Source organism: Streptomyces sp. CB02058, from assembly GCF_001905505.1.
Classification (GTDB): domain Bacteria; phylum Actinomycetota; class Actinomycetes; order Streptomycetales; family Streptomycetaceae; genus Streptomyces.
In genome coordinates this window covers 1,096,501-1,112,345 of the sequence record NZ_LIPG01000002.1, presented here as the reverse complement: position 1 = coordinate 1,112,345, position 15,845 = coordinate 1,096,501, and the positions used below count along the sequence as shown (strand labels likewise).

General features: G+C 70.2%; 14 protein-coding genes. All 14 read right to left on the bottom strand.

Features of this window, described 5'->3' with window-relative positions; all coding sequences use genetic code 11:
* Positions 1–49: 49 nt before the first annotated feature.
* A complete protein-coding gene (locus AMK10_RS12260) occupies positions 50–346 on the bottom strand; it encodes a YggT family protein (protein WP_073747700.1) in 297 nt (98 codons plus the stop codon).
* A gap of 67 nt (positions 347–413) precedes the next feature.
* On the bottom strand, positions 414–1,025 hold the full coding sequence (locus tag AMK10_RS12255) for a cell division protein SepF (RefSeq protein ID WP_073747699.1): 612 nt from the start codon (positions 1,023–1,025) through the stop codon (positions 414–416).
* Positions 1,026–1,152: 127 nt separating this feature from the next.
* Positions 1,153–1,872: a YggS family pyridoxal phosphate-dependent enzyme gene (locus AMK10_RS12250; RefSeq protein ID WP_073747698.1), complete on the bottom strand. Its 720-nt coding sequence runs from the start codon at positions 1,870–1,872 to the stop codon at positions 1,153–1,155.
* Between the two features lie 6 nt (positions 1,873–1,878).
* Positions 1,879–2,631: a peptidoglycan editing factor PgeF gene (gene pgeF, locus AMK10_RS12245; protein ID WP_073747697.1), complete on the bottom strand. Its 753-nt coding sequence runs from the start codon at positions 2,629–2,631 to the stop codon at positions 1,879–1,881.
* A complete protein-coding gene (gene ftsZ, locus AMK10_RS12240) occupies positions 2,628–3,842 on the bottom strand; it encodes a cell division protein FtsZ (protein WP_073747696.1) in 1,215 nt (404 codons plus the stop codon). Before ftsZ ends, pgeF begins: the two co-directional genes overlap by 4 nt.
* A gap of 276 nt (positions 3,843–4,118) precedes the next feature.
* Positions 4,119–4,913 (bottom strand): cell division protein FtsQ/DivIB, encoded by a 795-nt coding sequence (locus tag AMK10_RS12230; RefSeq protein ID WP_073747694.1) that lies wholly within the window; start codon positions 4,911–4,913, stop codon positions 4,119–4,121.
* 49 nt (positions 4,914–4,962) lie between these two features.
* Positions 4,963–6,057 carry an undecaprenyldiphospho-muramoylpentapeptide beta-N-acetylglucosaminyltransferase gene (gene murG / locus AMK10_RS12225; RefSeq protein WP_014156748.1) on the bottom strand — a complete coding sequence of 365 codons (1,095 nt, stop codon included), beginning with the start codon at positions 6,055–6,057 and terminating at the stop codon, positions 4,963–4,965.
* A gap of 6 nt (positions 6,058–6,063) precedes the next feature.
* Positions 6,064–7,512 (bottom strand): putative lipid II flippase FtsW, encoded by a 1,449-nt coding sequence (ftsW, locus tag AMK10_RS12220; RefSeq protein ID WP_198959681.1) that lies wholly within the window; start codon positions 7,510–7,512, stop codon positions 6,064–6,066.
* A gap of 127 nt (positions 7,513–7,639) precedes the next feature.
* On the bottom strand, positions 7,640–9,073 hold the full coding sequence (gene murD / locus AMK10_RS12215) for a UDP-N-acetylmuramoyl-L-alanine--D-glutamate ligase (protein WP_198959680.1): 1,434 nt from the start codon (positions 9,071–9,073) through the stop codon (positions 7,640–7,642).
* Positions 9,055–10,125, bottom strand: coding sequence for a phospho-N-acetylmuramoyl-pentapeptide-transferase (gene mraY, locus AMK10_RS12210; RefSeq protein ID WP_073747692.1), 1,071 nt, complete (start codon positions 10,123–10,125; stop codon positions 9,055–9,057). The genes murD and mraY overlap by 19 nt, the downstream gene beginning before the upstream one ends.
* On the bottom strand, positions 10,122–11,540 hold the full coding sequence (locus tag AMK10_RS12205) for a UDP-N-acetylmuramoyl-tripeptide--D-alanyl-D-alanine ligase (RefSeq protein ID WP_073747691.1): 1,419 nt from the start codon (positions 11,538–11,540) through the stop codon (positions 10,122–10,124). The genes mraY and AMK10_RS12205 overlap by 4 nt, the downstream gene beginning before the upstream one ends.
* 4 nt (positions 11,541–11,544) lie before the next feature.
* Positions 11,545–13,275 (bottom strand): UDP-N-acetylmuramoyl-L-alanyl-D-glutamate--2,6-diaminopimelate ligase, encoded by a 1,731-nt coding sequence (locus tag AMK10_RS12200; protein WP_073747690.1) that lies wholly within the window; start codon positions 13,273–13,275, stop codon positions 11,545–11,547.
* A gap of 16 nt (positions 13,276–13,291) precedes the next feature.
* On the bottom strand, positions 13,292–15,286 hold the full coding sequence (locus AMK10_RS12195; protein ID WP_073747689.1) for a peptidoglycan D,D-transpeptidase FtsI family protein: 1,995 nt from the start codon (positions 15,284–15,286) through the stop codon (positions 13,292–13,294).
* Positions 15,287–15,290: 4 nt separating this feature from the next.
* Positions 15,291–15,824 carry an FtsB family cell division protein gene (locus AMK10_RS12190; protein ID WP_073747688.1) on the bottom strand — a complete coding sequence of 178 codons (534 nt, stop codon included), beginning with the start codon at positions 15,822–15,824 and terminating at the stop codon, positions 15,291–15,293.
* Positions 15,825–15,845 lie beyond the last annotated feature (21 nt).

The following is a 15,845-nucleotide window of genomic DNA, read 5'->3' as shown; positions in this document are numbered from 1 at the left end:
CTCTTCTTCACCTCTACGTAGTCGTCGGCAGTCGGCAAGACCGTATCGTTCACACGCTGCTCGCAAAGTTGCCCACGAGGCTGAGCAGAATGTAGACGATGATCATCAGAACGAAGAAGGACAGGTCAAGTGCCACGCCCCCGAGACGCAACGGCGGTATGAACCGCCGCAGAAGCTTCAGCGGTGGATCGGTGACAGTGTAAGTGCCCTCGAGAACGATCACCATCGCCTTGCCTGGCTGCCATGAACGTGCGAACTGGAAGACATAGTCCATGACCAGCCGGAAGATCAGCACGATGAGGAAACACATCAGCGCGATATAGACAACATCCAGTGCGACGCCCATGTCCCGCGCTTCCCTCTCCCCTGGCTCTCGTAGCCCGGCCTCCCGGCCGGGTTTGTTCCCGTTGTTCTCAGCTCTGGTTGAAGAACCCGCCCTCTGCGATGCGGGCCTTGTCCTCCGCCGTGACATCGACGTTAGCAGGCGACAACAGGAACACCTTCTGCGTCACGCGCTCAATGCTGCCATGGAGACCGAAGACGAGTCCCGCGGCAAAGTCGACAAGTCGCTTCGCATCCGTGTCGTCCATCTCCGTGAGGTTCATGATCACCGGAGTGCCCTCACGGAAGTGTTCCCCGATGGTACGGGCCTCGTTGTAGGTCCTGGGGTGCAGCGTGGTGATCCGGTAGGGCTCCCGCTCGGACACGACCTTGGGCATGATCACCGGTGCGTTCTTCTCCATGTTCGGGCGGTCAGGTGTGATGGATGCCACGGGTGCGATTCGGGCGGGTCGTCCGCTTTCCGCCGGGAGCTGAACAGGCTCCCGAGGTGCGGGCGGCTGCACCGCTCGTACCGGTTCGTCCCGTTCCCGCTCAATCTGATGCGCGGGCTGGTGCCGCCGCCGGTCCCGCTCGGGCTCCGGCTCGGGTTCGAATTCGTCGTCGGGGTCGAACCCCGGACCGTCGTACCCATCGTCCTCCACGAGGCCGAGGTAGACCGCCATCTTGCGCATCGCGCCGGCCATGCTCCGAGTCCTCCGCTCTGTGGTGGATCGGCATTCGTGTCACCAAGTGCCCGAGATCCACTCCGGCCTGCCCGCTCTGGGCGGGAATGACCATATTTTCTGCTGTGGTCCGACTTGCTTCGCGACGTTACCCGAGCCGGGGTCGGACTCCGAGTACCGCCGTACCGACGCGTACATGTGTCGCTCCGGCCGCCACCGCGTCCTCGAGATCCGCGCTCATCCCAGCAGAGACCATGTTCGCAGCCGGATGGTTCCCGCGCAGGCGGGATGAGAATTCCATCAGCCGGTCGAACGCCGCCCGTTGCCGCCCGGCGTAGGGGCCGGCGAGCGGGGCGACCGTCATGAGGCCGTCGAGCCGGAGTCCCGGAGCCGCCTCCACCGCGTCGGCCAACTCCTCGATCGCGTCCGGCGCGACACCACCGCGGTCCCCGCGTTCGCCGCTCTCCGCGTCGAGTGCGACCTGGATGAGGCAGCCGAGTTCACGCTCGCCCCGCACCGCCGCCGCCGAGAGTGCGGTGACGAGCCTCACCCGGTCCACGGACTGGACCACATCGGCATAACCAGCCACGGAGCGCACCTTGTTGGTCTGCAATTGCCCGACAAAGTGCCATGTGAGCGACAGATCCGCACAAGCGGCGGCTTTTGGTGCCGCGTCCTGGTCACGGTTCTCCGCGACCTGCCGAACACCGAGTTCGTGCAGAATTCGCACATCGCTCGCGGGATACGTCTTGGTGACCACGATGAGCGTCACCTCTCCCCGCTCGCGGCCCGCGGCCGCACAGGCGGAAGCAATGCGTTCCTCCACCTGTGCCAGGTTCGCCGCGAGTTCAGTCCTGCGATCCGTCATGCCCTATCAGTCCAACCAGACATATCCGGCGAGCCGTCCTGTGGTGCGGTCGCGGCGGTACGAGAAGTGGTCGCCGGATTCCAGGGTGCAGTACGGCGAGCTGTGCCGGTCGCCCACACCGAGCGCCTCGAGCTGGGCGTGGACTCCGGCGGTGACGTCCACGGCGGGGGTCCCCCAGCTGGTCTCCGACCACGAGGCCGGAACCACCTCGGCGACCTCGGCGCGCATACGCTCGGGAACCTCGTAGCACCGCCCGCAGACGGCCGGGCCGGTGTGCGCGGTGATCCTGGACGGTTCGGCGCCGAGGGCGGTCATCGCCTCGACGGCCGCCGGGACGACACCCGCGACCAGACCGGGCCTTCCCGCATGGGCCGCCGCGATCACACCGGCCACCGGGTCGGCGAGGAGCACGGGAGTGCAGTCGGCGGTGAGGACCGCGAGCGGCACCCCGCGCCTGGCGGTCACCACCGCGTCCACGGCGGGGATCTCGGAGGCGTCGCCCCAGGGCCCCTCGACCACGGCCACGTCGCGCCCGTGCACCTGGTTCATCCAGACGACCCGGGCCGGGTCGAGGCCGAGGGCCCCGGCCGCGCGCGCCCGGTTCGTGGAGACAGCGGCGGGATCGTCACCGACCGCGCCGCCCAGGTTGAGCTCCTCGTACGGAACGGCGCTCACTCCGCCCCACCTGTCGGTGAAGGCGAAATGGGCGCCGCCCGCCGAAGACTCCGCGGCCGGGGCCGCGTGCTGCGGACCTATCACTTCAAGAAGTCCGGTACGTCCAGCTCTTCGGCCTGGTTGTCCTGGTAGGGACGGGCCGTCGGGACGTGCGGCGGGGAGACCGGCGGGAGCGAGGTCTCGTTCGCCACCGGCACCGGCTCGGCCGGCGTCTGGGGCTCCTCGCGCGGCGGGACGGAGCCCAGCCCGCTCGACTGGCGCACCGGCTCGGCGGCCCGGGCCGGCGGGGCCGGCTCCTCGCGCTTCCCGGCGTTCGCTCCGAGGACGTTCTCCCGGCGGGCCGGCGGCTGTCCGCCGTCGAAGCCCGCGGCGATGACGGTGACCCGGACCTCGTCGCCCAGCGCGTCGTCGATGACCGCGCCGAAGATGATGTTCGCCTCCGGGTGGGCCGCCTCGCTCACCAGCTGCGCGGCCTCGTTGATCTCGAAGAGACCGAGGTCGCTGCCGCCGGAGATGGAGAGCAGGACACCGCGGGCGCCGTCGATGGACGCCTCCAGGAGCGGCGAGGAGATCGCCATCTCCGCCGCCGCGACCGCGCGGTCGTCGCCGCGTGCGGAGCCGATGCCCATGAGCGCCGATCCGGCCTCGGACATGACCGACTTGACGTCGGCGAAGTCGAGGTTGATCAGACCCGGGGTCGTGATGAGGTCGGTGATGCCCTGGACGCCCGAGAGCAGCACCTGGTCGGCCGACTTGAACGCGTCGAGCACGCTGACCTGGCGGTCCGAGATGGACAGCAGCCGGTCGTTGGGGATGACGATGAGGGTGTCGACCTCTTCGCGGAGCTCGGCGATGCCGTCCTCCGCCTGGTTCGCGCGCCGCCGGCCCTCGAAGGTGAACGGGCGGGTGACCACACCGATCGTCAGGGCGCCCAGCGAGCGGGCGATGTTGGCGACGACGGGTGCGCCGCCGGTGCCGGTGCCGCCGCCTTCTCCGGCGGTGACGAAGACCATGTCGGCCCCCTTGAGGACCTCCTCGATCTCCTCACGGTGGTCCTCTGCCGCCTTGCGACCGACGGCCGGGTTCGCCCCGGCCCCGAGGCCACGGGTGAGTTCACGGCCGACGTCGAGCTTGACGTCGGCGTCGCTCATCAACAGCGCTTGCGCGTCGGTGTTGATCGCGATGAACTCGACGCCCTTGAGGCCGACCTCGATCATTCGGTTGATGGCATTGACACCACCGCCGCCGACACCGATGACCTTGATGACTGCGAGGTAGTTCTGCGGTGCTGCCACGTCGAAGGCCTCTCGCCTCGAGTTACGTGTCGTCGCTTCGCGGTAGTCCCGCCGCGACGACGGATGCCGATTGGGTCGGTCCGAACGCCGACCCAAACCCTAACCTTGAAGTTTAGGGTTACCAGTGTGTCTGCTTCATGGACTCTTCCGAACAGGACACTAAGTCGACAAGTGGCGCACGTTCAACGAACACGCCGAACCTCCCGTTTTTCTTTTCACCCTATGTGATCACCCGTAGCGCTGACCAACCAGGGGGCTGGCCAGGCCAAACGTGCGTCAACTCTTCGACACCGCAGGGGCGGTGGGGGCACTCACGTCGAAGTGTCCCGCTTTGGGAGACGCTTTCATGAGAGCGGTGAGCACCCGCGCCTTCACGGGTCCCTCCTCGCTGCTGCCCCACATCACGGCGCGACCGCGGGTCAGTTCGAGGACGACGGAGTCGTACGACGTGATCCTCACGGTCCTGGTCTCCCCGGCCACCTTCCCAGGAAGGTCACCCGCGACGCGAACCGCTTCCCGCACGAGCCGGTCGCTGCCGAAGCGGCGCAGGCTCGCGGATTGATCGGGCATCAGTTCCAACAGCGGTACATGCCCGGGGGCTTTGTCCACGGTTGCGAAGCGCACACCCTTTGCGTCCACTTCGATGAACTTCTGACCCTTTTCGATCAGCAGGACCGGTTTCCGTTCGGTCACTTTAAGGCCGATACCGTGCGGCCATGACCGTACGACATCCACGGAGTCGATACGAGGCAACTTCTGGCGCAATCTGTCTGCGATCACACCGGTGTCCACCGAAATGAGCGGATCTCCGACCGGGGCGTTCGCGGCGGCCTCCACCTCGGCCCCGGTCAGGACGTCGGTGCCGGTGATCGTCACCTTCTCCAGCCGCAGCCAGGACGATCCGTAGAGCACCCAGACCGTGGCCGCGGCGGTCAGCACCAGGCCAAGTACGGCCAGAAGCAGACGCATACGGCCGTTCAGCCGGCGCTTCTGCGGGCCGATGTGCGGCGGGCGGGCCGGGGTGTCGGCCCGTTCGGCCCCACCGCGCTGGGCAGTCGTCGGTCCGGCCACGCTCGCTCCTTCGCCGGACCCGGGGCGCACGCCCCGGGTCCGCACCGCCTCACGCCTGGCGGCGCGCGGCAATCGCCTCGTACACCATGCCGACGAGCAGGTCGTCGGCGTCCCGTCGCCCGAACTCCGCGGCGGCACGGGACATCTCGTACAGCCGGTGCGGATCCGAGAGCACCGGAAGGACGTTGCCCTGCACCCATTCCGGGGTGAGCGCCGCGTCGTCCACCAGCAGACCGCCACCGGCGTTGACCACCGGCTGGGCGTTGAGCCGCTGTTCGCCGTTGCCGATCGGCAGCGGGACGTACGCGGCGGGGAGCCCGACGGCGGAGAGTTCGGCGACGGTCATCGCGCCCGCGCGGCAGAGCATCATGTCGGCCGCGGCGTAGGCGAGGTCCATCCGGTCCACGTACGGTACCGGGATGTAGGGCGGCATCCCGGGCATGTTGTCGATGCGCGGCAATTCGTTCTTCGGACCGACCACATGGAGGATCTGGATTCCGGAGCGCTGGAGCAGCGGCGCGATCCGGGTGACCACCTCGTTGAGGTGGCGGGCGCCCTGCGAGCCGCCGGAGACCAGCAGCGTCGGCAGGTTGGGGTCGAGACCGAAGGCGGCGCGCGCCTCGGGCCGGACCCTGGCCCGGTCGAGGGTGGCGATGGTGCGGCGCAGCGGGATGCCGATGTAGCGGGCGCCGCGCAGCTTGCTGTCCGGGGTGGAGACGGCGACCCCGTGGGCGTAACGCGAGCCGATCTTGTTGGCCAGGCCGGGCCGCGCGTTGGCCTCATGGACGACGATCGGAACACCGACGCGCTTGGCCGCGAGATAGCCGGGCAGGGCGACGTAGCCGCCGAAGCCGACCACGCAGTCGGCCTTGGTGCGCTCCAGGATCTGCTCGGCGGCCTTGATGGTGCCGCGCAGCCGCCCCGGGACGGTGATCAGCTCGGGTGTGGGCTTGCGCGGCAGCGGTACGGCAGGGATCAGTGCCAGGTCGTACCCCCGCTCGGGTACGAGCCTGGTCTCGAGTCCGCGTTCCGTGCCGAGGGCAGTGATTCCCACGGTCGGGTCCTGCCTCCGCAGGGCGTCTGCGAGGGCAAGCGCGGGCTCGATGTGCCCGGCGGTCCCCCCGCCGGCGAGTACGACATGCACCGAAATTCACCGCTCTCCGGACGGACGCTTCGTGACGCGCCGTCTCATCGTCTTCCATCTGACCCCGGGCCTCCGCATGGCCAGGGCCGCTCTCGCCGCAGGGTCCTCTCGCGCGAAGGCGATCATGAGCCCGACAGCGAACATGGTCGGCAGCAGGGCCGAGCCCCCGTAGGAGAACAGCGGCAACGGGACACCGGCGATCGGCAACAGGCCGAGCACCGCACCGATGTTGATCACGGCCTGTGCCGTGATCCAGGTGGTCACGCCTCCCGCTGCGTACCTCACGAAGGGGTCCTCCGTGCGTCCGGCCACGCGGATACCCGCATAGCCTAGAGCCGCGAAGAGGGCCAGTACCGACAGCGTCCCCGCCAGACCCAGTTCCTCCCCGGTGATGGCGAAGATGAAGTCGGTGTGCGGTTCAGGCAGTTGACCCCATTTTTCCACACTCGCGCCGAGCCCGGAACCGAACCATCCGCCGGACGCCAGAGCATAGATTCCGTGCACCGCCTGCCAGCACGAGTCCCCGGGGCCCGGCTCGGACGCTCCGATGCAGCCGAGCCTGGACATCCGGTTGGGGCTGGTCTTGATGAGCAGGAAGCCGATGAGACCGGCGAAGGCGAGCACTCCGGCGAAGAGCCGGGTGGGGGCGCCGGCCAGCCAGAGCAGCCCGAAGAGGATCGCCGTGAGAATGATCGCGGTGCCCATGTCGCCGCCGAGCATGATCAGCCCGAGCAGCATGAAGGCGACGGGGACGAGCGGCACGAGCATGTGCTTCCACTGTGCCAGCAGCCGTTTGTCCTGTTTGCGCGCGAGCAGGTCGGCGCCCCACAGGATCAGGGCGAGCTTGCCGAACTCGCTGGGCTGGAGCTGGAAGGGGCCGCCCAGGTAGATCCAGTTCTGGTTGCCGTTGACCGACATCCCTATCCCCGGCACCTGCACCAGGACCATCAGGAAGACCGTGCCCATGAGCAGCGGATAGGCCAGTGCCCGGTGGAGTTTGACGGGCATCCTGGAGGCCAGCAGCATCAGCGCGGCGCCGATCACGGCGGCGAGGAACTGCTTGCGGAAGAAGTACGTACCGGGCCTGGCGAGCTCCAGCGCCTTGATCATCGAGGCGGAGTAGACCATCACGAGGCCGAGCACGGTGATCAGCAGGCTGGACCCGAGAATCAGGTAGTACGCGGTCAGGGGGCGGTCCCAGGCCCGTCGTGCCCGCTCGTACGTCCGCCGTACCCCGGCGCCCCTGCGCGGCCGTCCGGGCGGTGTGCCGGCCCCACGGGCGCCTCCGCGGGGCGTGGGCGGCCGCCGGGGGCCGGCGGCGGGCCGGCTCCGGAGGACCAGCCCGGCAGGGAGTCCGAGGCCGGCGGGCAGGGGCGGGGTGAGCGCCCGGCTGATCGCCCCGGCCGCTCGTGGGCGGTCGGCTCGGCGCGCGGCTGCGCTCTCGTCGGCCGGCATTGTCGCTGTCCCCTCCACTGCTCGTGCCCGGGGCTGTCACCGGGGCGCCGGGGCCCGTGGCCGCGCTGCTCGCGCCGGGTCCCCGGGCGCCGGTTCTCCGGACAGTACGACGCGGAGGCCGGGTCCGTCAGGCGCTCTCGCCGGCGAGCCCGCGGACCGCGTCCGCGAACGCCTCGCCCCGCTTGTTGTAGTTGACGAACATGTCCATCGAGGCACAGGCCGGGGCCAGCAGTACGGTGTCGCCCGGCCGGGCCAGCCGTGCCGCTTCGCGGACGGCTTCGGACATCGCCCCAGTGTCGGTCCGGTCGAGGTCGACCACCGGTACCTCGGGGGCGTGTCGCGCCAGGGCTTCACCGATCAGCGCCCGGTCGGCGCCCATCAGCACGACACCCCTCAGCCGCTTCGCTGCCCCCGTCACCAGCTCGTCGAACGTGGCGCCCTTGGCGAGGCCTCCGGCGATCCAGACGATGGGCTCGTAGGCCGCCAGGGAGGCTTCGGCGGCATGGGTGTTGGTGGCCTTGGAGTCGTCGATGTACGTCACGCCGTCCACGTCGGCGACGTGTTCGATGCGGTGGGCGTCGGGGCGGAAGGCCCTCAGCCCGTCGCGCACGGCGGCGGGCTCGACGCCGAAGGCGCGGGCGAGCGCGGCGGCGGCCAGGGCGTTGGCGATGTTGTGCGGGGCCGGCGGGTTGATGTCGCCGACCTCGGCGAGCTCCTGCGCCTGCTTCTGCCGGTTGGCCACGAACGCCCGGTCGACGAGGATGCCGTCGACAACCCCGAGCTGCGAGGGTCCCGGTGTGCCGAGCGTGAACCCGATCGCCCGGCAGCCCTCCTCGACGTCGGCCTCGCGCACGAGGTCCTCCGTCGCGGGGTCCTGCACGTTGTAGACGCAGGCGACGGTGTTGCCCTCGTAGATCCGGCCCTTGTCGGCGGCGTAACCGGCCATGGAGCCGTGCCAGTCGAGGTGGTCCGGTGCGAGGTTGAGCACCGCTCCGGAGTGGGCGCGCAGCGAGGGCGCCCAGTGGAGCTGGTAGCTGGAGAGCTCGACGGCGAGGACGTCGTACGTCTCGTCGCCGAGCACCGCGTCCAGCAGGGACACCCCGATGTTGCCGACCGCGGCCGTGCGCAGCCCGGCCGCTCCGAGGATCGAGGCGAGCATCCGCACGGTCGTGGTCTTGCCGTTGGTCCCGGTGACCGCGAGCCAGGGTGCGGCATCGGGCCCCCGCAGCCGCCAGGCGAGTTCGACGTCGCCCCAGACGGGGACGTCCGCCTCGGCGGCTGCCTGGAAGAGCGGCTTGCTGGGCTTCCAGCCGGGGGCCGTGACGACGAGCTCGGTGGACTCGGGCAGGGTGTCGCCGTCACCGAGGCGCACGGTGATGCCGAGCGCCTCCAGTTCGGCGGCCTGTGCGCGGGAGCGCTCGTCGTCGCCGTCGTTGACGACGGTGACGAGGGCCCCCCGCTCGTGCAGGGCGCGGGCCGCGGGGATCCCGCTGACGCCAAGCCCGGCCACCGTGACGTGCTTGCCCTGCCAGTCCACGTTGCTCACTTCTTGGCTGCCCATCCTGCGTAGAAGAGGCCGAGGCCGACGATCACACACATGCCCTGGATGATCCAGAAGCGGACCACGACAAGGACTTCGGACCACCCCTTGAGTTCGAAGTGGTGCTGGAGCGGGGCCATGCGGAAGACCCGCTTGCCGGTCATCTTGAAGGAGCCGACCTGGATGACCACCGACATGGTGATCATCACGAAGAGGCCGCCGAGGATGGCCATCAGGAACTCGGTGCGGGAGCAGATCGCGAGGCCGGCGAGCGCGCCGCCGAGGGCCAGCGAACCGGTGTCGCCCATGAAGATCTTGGCGGGCGAGGTGTTCCACCACAGGAAGCCGAAGCAGGCGCCCATCAGGGCGGAGGCGACGACGGCGAGGTCGAGCGGGTCGCGTACCTCGAAGCAGGCGCTGGGGTTGGTCAGGGTCTCCGCGTTGGCGCAGGACTCCTGGAACTGCCAGAGACCGATGAAGGTGTAGGCGCCGAAGACCATCACCGAGGCACCGGTGGCCAGTCCGTCCAGGCCGTCCGTCAGGTTCACGCCGTTGGACATGGCGAGGATCATGAACAGCGCCCAGACGCAGAACAGCACGGGGCCGATCGACCAGCCGAAGTCCTCGACGAAGGAGAGCCGGGTGGAGGCCGGGGTGTTCCCCTGGGCGTCCGCGAACTGGAGCGAGAGCACCGCGAAGGCGATGCCGACGATCAGCTGGCCGGCCATCTTGGCCTTGGCCCGCAGCCCCAGCGAGCGCTGCTTCACGATCTTGATGTAGTCGTCGAGGAAGCCGACGAGACCCATCCCGGTCATCAGGAACAGGACGAGCACACCGGAGAAGCGCATCTCCTCGCCGGTGATCACCTTCGCCAGTACGTAGGCGATGATCGTGGCCAGGATGAAGGCGATGCCACCCATGGTGGGCGTGCCCTTTTTGCTGCCGTGGGTACGCGGGCCGTCGTCCCGGATGAACTGCCCGTAGCCCTTGCGGGCCAGAAGTTTGATCAGCAGCGGGGTGCCGACCAGGGTCAGGAAGAGCCCTATGGCCCCCGCGAAGAGGATCTGTCTCATCGGACGGCGACCTCGCCCTCGGTCGTCTCCAGCAGTGACAGGGCGACCTTCTCCAGGCCGACCGACCGGGACGCCTTCACCAGCACGACGTCTCCCGGGCGCAGTTCACTGCGCAACAGGTCGACGGCCGCCTGTGCGTCGGACACGTGCACCGACTCCTCACCCCACGAACCCTCGTTATATGCGCCCAGTTGCAGCCAGGAGGCTTCTGTTCCTCCGACAGCGACGAGCTTGCTGACGTTGAGCCGGACGGCGAGCCGTCCGACAGCGTCGTGCTCGGCGAGCGATGCGTCACCGAGCTCGGCCATCTGACCGAGCACCGCCCACGTGCGCCCCCCGGCTGCCTGTCGGGCCTTGCCCATGGCGGCCAGCGCACGGAGTGCGGCCTTCATGGATTCGGGGTTCGCGTTGTAGGCGTCATTGACGACCGTCACACCGTCCGGACGCTCGGTGACCTCCATGCGCCAGCGGGAGAGGGTGCCCGCCCCGGAGAGCGCATCGGCGATCTCGGTCACGGACATGCCCAACTCATGGGCGACGGCGGCCGCGGCGAGCGCGTTCGACACGTGGTGCTCACCGTACAGGCGCAAGGTCACGTCGCTGCACCCGGTGGGTGTGTGGAGCGCGAACGCGGGGCGGCCGTCGTCCGTGAGCCGCACGTTCTCTCCCCGTACGTCCGCATCCGGGGCCTCCCCGAAGAGGAGCACCCGGGCTTTTGTGCGGGACGACATGGCGCGCACGAGCGGGTCGTCGGCGTTGAGCACGGCGCAGCCGTCCTCCGGGAGGGCCTCGACGAGCTCGCCCTTGGCCTGGGCGATCGCCTCCCGGCTGCCGAACTCGCCGATGTGGGCGCTGCCGACGTTGAGGACCAGGCCGATCTTCGGCGGCGTCAGATTCGTGAGGTAGCTGATGTGGCCGATGCCGCGCGCGCCCATCTCCAGCACAAGATGGCGCGTTTCCGCCGTCGCGCGCAGAGCCGTGAGCGGCAGGCCGATCTCGTTGTTGAGGGATCCCGGCGTCCAGACGGTGGGCGCCTTGCGCTCCAGCAGCTGGGCGATCAGGTCCTTGGTGGACGTCTTGCCCGCCGAGCCGGTGAGCGCGACGACGGTGGTGCCGAGGCGCTCGACGACGGAGCGGGCGAGGGCGCCGAGCGCCTCCACGACATCGTCCACGACGATCGCCGGGACACCGACGGGGCGGGCGGCGAGCACTGCTGCCGCTCCCGCCTCGACGGCGCGCTGCGCGTAGTCGTGGCCGTCGACCCGCTCGCCCGCGAACGCGGCGAACAGGGAGCCCTGCCGCACCTCCCGGGAGTCGATGACGACGGGGCCGGTGACGGTGACGGACGGGTCCGGTACGTCGTGCGGCTGCCCGCCGACGATTCCGGCGATCTCGGCGAGGGAAAGGGCGATCACTTGGTCATCCCTGACTGTTGTTCTCGTGGGTGTGTACGCGGTCCTGGGGGGCCTGTGCGGCGGCCGCGCGCTCCAGGGAGCGCTCGATGGCCTCGCGCAGGACCGTGCGGTCGTCGAAGGCGCGCACCACTCCGTGGACGTCCTGGCCCTGCTCGTGTCCCTTTCCGGCCACCAGCACGGTGTCGCCGGGCTCGGCCCGGGCGACCGCGGCGGCGATGGCCGCGGCCCGGTCGGCGTCGACGAGCACGTCCCCGCGCTCGTGGACGGGCACCTCGGCGGCGCCCGCGAGCATCGCGGCGAGGATCGCGAGGGGGTCCTCGGAACGGGGGTTGTCAGAGGTCAGTACGGCGGTGTCGGCGAGCCGGGCCGCCGCGGCGCCCATCGGGCCGCGCTTGGTGGTGTCACGGTCGCCGCCGCAGCCGAGCACGATGTGCACCCGGCCCTCGGTGACCTTCTGCAGGGAGCGCAGGACGGATTCGACGGCGTCGGTCTTGTGCGCGTAGTCCACGACCGCGAGGTACGGCTGTCCGGCGTCGACGCGTTCCAGCCGGCCGGGGACACCGGGGACGGCGGCGACGCCGTCCGCGGCGGTCTGCGGGTCGACGCCCGCGACGGCCAGGGTGACGATCGCCGCGAGGGTGTTGGCCACGTTGAAGGGGCCGGGCAGCGGGGCCCTGGCGGTGATCCGCTCGCCCTTGGGGCCCCTCACGGTGAACGTGCTGTCCTGGGGGCCGACTTCGACGTCCTCGGCACGCCACTCGGCGTCCGGGTGGCCCTCGGCGGAGAAGGTGACGACCGGGACGGACGCCTCCTTGACCAGCCTGCGGCCGTACTCGTCGTCGAAGTTGACGACGCCGAGCTTGCTGCGCTCGGGCGTGAACAGCTGCGCCTTGGCCTGGAAGTAGTCCTCCATGCCGGAGTGGAACTCCATGTGCTCCGGGCTGAGGTTGTTGAAGACGGCGACGTCGAACACGCAGCCGTCGACCCGCCCGAGCACCAGGGCGTGGCTGGAGACCTCCATGGCGACCGCCTCGACACCTCGTTCGCGCATGACGGCGAACAGGGCCTGGAGGTCGGTGGCTTCGGGGGTGGTGCGCTCCGACTTGATGCGCTCGTCGCCGATCCGCATCTCGACGGTGCCGATCAGCCCGGTGCTGCGTCCGGCGCCGCGCAGTCCGCCCTCGACGAGGTACGCCGTGGTGGTCTTGCCGGACGTTCCGGTGATGCCGATCTGGAGCAGGCCGATGCCCGGCCGTCCGTAGATCTCGGCGGCGAGGTCGCCCATCCGGTCGCGTGGGTCCTCGGTGACGAGGACCGGGAGGCCGGTGCCGGCGGCGCGCTCGGCGCCCGCCGGGTCGGTGAGGATCGCCGCGGCGCCGAGGCCCGCGGCCTGGGCGGCGAAGTCGGCGCCGTGGAAGCGGGCTCCGGGCAGGGCCGCGTACACGTCTCCGGGGCGCACGGCCCGGGAGTCGTGGGTGATGCCGGTGACCTCACCGGAATCCTGCGGTCCGGCACCGAGCCGGGCTGCCAGCTCTCCGAGGGACGTCGGCCTGAGCCGGTCCGGTCGGGGCGCTCCCGGGTAGTTCACAGGCGCGTCCTTCTGAGTGGTTTGGCACTGATCAGGGTGGGGCACGGCGGTGAGCGTACCGGGCGGACCGGGCCTCTCGCGAAGTGAGGGGGCGGGGTTGCGGTACTTCTCGTTCCGGTTCCCGGGATCAGGGGTGATGGTCGTCACTGAGGGTTCCCCCGAGTTACTCGCCGGGTTTGAAGGACACCGGCAGACGGGCGGGGCCGCTGCCGGAGGGTGGGGTCTGGAGCGTCTTCAGGGCGAACTCCATGACCTTCTTGTAGATCGGGCCGCAGATCTGGCCGCCGAAGTAGCTGCCCTTGGTGGGGTTCTGGATCGCGCAGTAGACGGTGATCTGCGGGTCGTCGGCCGGGGCGAAGCCCGCGAAGGACGAGGTGTAGCCCTTGTAGACGCCGCGTACGGGGTCGACGCGGTTGGCCGTGCCCGTCTTGCCCGCGACCCGGTAGCCCTCGATGTGGGCCTTGGTTCCGGTGCCCTCCCGGTCGTCGACCACGGACTCCAGCATCTTCGCCAGGGTCTTGGCGGTCTTCTCGCTGACCACCCGGGTGCGCTCGGGGGCTTCGGACGCGGCGTAGTTGCCGTCCGCGTCCTTCGTCCCCCGGACCAGGGTCGGCTCGATCCGGACCCCGCCGTTGGCGATCGTCGAGTAGACCGACGCGGCCTGCATGGCGTTGAGGGAGAGCCCCTGGCCGAACGGGATCGTGTACTGCTGCGAGGTCGACCAGTCCTGGGGCTTGGCGAGGATGCCGGGCGACTCGCCGGGGTAGTCGAGCCCCGTGGTGCTGCCGAGGCCGAATTTGCGCAGGTAGGAGTACAGGACCTTGTTGGCCTCCGCCTGTGTCCGGCCGAGCTGTCCGGTGGCCAGGATGGTGCCGATGTTGCTCGATTTGGCGAGGACGCCGTTGAGCGTGAGGTACCAGGTGGGGTGGTCGATGTCGTCCCGGAACAGCCGGTCGCCCCGGTGCAGCCGGTTGGGCACGGTGACATGGGTGCCGGGCGTGGCGGCTCCCTCCTCCAGCACGGCGGCCATCGACATGACCTTGCTGGTGGAGCCGGGTTCGTACACGTCCTGGAGCGCGGCGTTGCCCAGGGCGGTCGCGTCGCTCTGCGCGATGTCGTTCGGGTCGTAGCCGGGGGCGTTGGCCATGGCCAGGACCTCGCCGGTCCTGGTGTTCTGCACGACGACGTAGCCGCGGTCCGCCTCGGACTTCTCGACCTGGTCGGCGATGGCGCGCTGGGCCGCCCACTGGATGTCGCGGTCGATCGTCAGCTCGACGTCGGTGCCCGGGACGGCCGGGATCTCCGTGGAGCCCGCGGTCGGAACGGGACGGCCGCCGGCCTGGGCGTACCGGATCTTGCCGTCCTCGCCCTGGAGCTCCCCGTTCAGCTGGGCCTCCAGGCCGCCGCCACCCTTGCCCTCGGCGTTGACGAACCCCAGTATCCCGGCGGCGAGGCCGCCGTTCGGATAGACCCGCTTGGTGGTGGGCTCCTGGAGGACTCCGGCCAGCACGTTGGCCCCGGGACCCCCGGCGGCCTTGTCCTCCGCCGCCTTCTCCGCGAAGACGGACTTGAGGTCCTTGATCTGCTTCCAGACCTGGGGGGTCTGGCGGCGCGCCAGCACCGTGTAGCGGCTCTTGGGCGTCGAGAGCTTCTTCGCCAGCTCCGCCTCGTCCTTGCCGAGGATCGGTGCGAGCAGGGCCGCCGCCTGCTGCGGCGCGTCGGGGGCCTTGCTGTCCTCGGGGGTGAACAGCTTCGGGTCGGCCGTGATGTCGTGCGCGTCGACGCTGGTGGCGAGCGCGATGCCGCTGCGGTCGGTGATCTCACCGCGCTCGGCGGCGATCGTGTACTCGAGGTAGCGGTTCTTCTCGGCCTTCGCGGCGTACGCGCTGGCGTCGACGGCCTGCACCTGGAGGAGCCGTACGACGAAGGCCAGCATGACGAGCGTCAGACAGAGGCTGATCAGACGGAGCCGGGGGCGCGGGCTGCCCAGGCGGATGGACTGCTGGGAGCCGCCGCGCCGCTTCCTGCCGGCGGCCGGGGGCCGGGAGCGCCGGGTCTCGGGACGGGCGGCGGGCCGGGGGCGCCCCGATCCGCTCGCCGCGTTGCGGGGGCGCGCGGGGCCGGGTACGCGTCGGCGCGGCGGTTCCTTGGACGGCACTGCGTCACCTGCCGGGGCTCGTCGAGGGAGATGAGGGAGCTGTCGGGGCCGGGGTCGCGGAGGCCGAGGCGGTGGAGGTCGCGGTGGTGGAGGGCGAGGCGGACGGCGACGCGGAGCCGGACGGGGAGGCCGGGGCGGAGGGCTCGGGGGTGGCCGTGGGGGACGGTTCCGCGGTGGCCCGCTCGGGCACGCCGCGGACGGTGCCGTCCGGGTTCAGGAAGGCGGGGCTGCCGCCGGGCACCATGCCGAGCTCCCTGGCCCGCCGTTCCAGCGCGTCGGGCTCGGAGTAGCTGTCCACGTCCCGTTGCAGGGCCTGCTGCTCGTCGGTGAGCTCGGTGGTCTCCCGCTCCAGCTTGCTCAGCCTGAACGATCCTTCGTTGAGCGCCGAGTTCAGCAGCAGGAGCGAGATCAGGCCACCGGCGAGCAGCAGCACGACCAGCAGGACGAAGGGGGTACGGGCAGCGGTGCTCGGCCCCGACGGCATCAGCCGGGCGAGGCGGCCGGCCCGCCCCTTCATCTGCTCGGCCGTCCTGGTCACCGCGGCGCCACCGTCCTCACC

What these genes read in the sequence shown, in the direction of transcription:
- murD (WP_198959680.1), bottom strand. Translation starts at nt 9,073, where the DNA reads ATGGGCAGCCAAGAAGTGAGCAACGTGGACTGGCAGGGCAAGCACGTC.
- AMK10_RS12255 (WP_073747699.1), bottom strand. Translation starts at nt 1,025, where the DNA reads ATGGCCGGCGCGATGCGCAAGATGGCGGTCTACCTCGGCCTCGTGGAG.
- mraY (WP_073747692.1), bottom strand. Translation starts at nt 10,125, where the DNA reads ATGAGACAGATCCTCTTCGCGGGGGCCATAGGGCTCTTCCTGACCCTG.
- ftsW (WP_198959681.1), bottom strand. Translation starts at nt 7,512, where the DNA reads ATGCCGGCCGACGAGAGCGCAGCCGCGCGCCGAGCCGACCGCCCACGA.
- AMK10_RS12260 (WP_073747700.1), bottom strand. Translation starts at nt 346, where the DNA reads ATGGGCGTCGCACTGGATGTTGTCTATATCGCGCTGATGTGTTTCCTC.
- AMK10_RS12250 (WP_073747698.1), bottom strand. Translation starts at nt 1,872, where the DNA reads ATGACGGATCGCAGGACTGAACTCGCGGCGAACCTGGCACAGGTGGAG.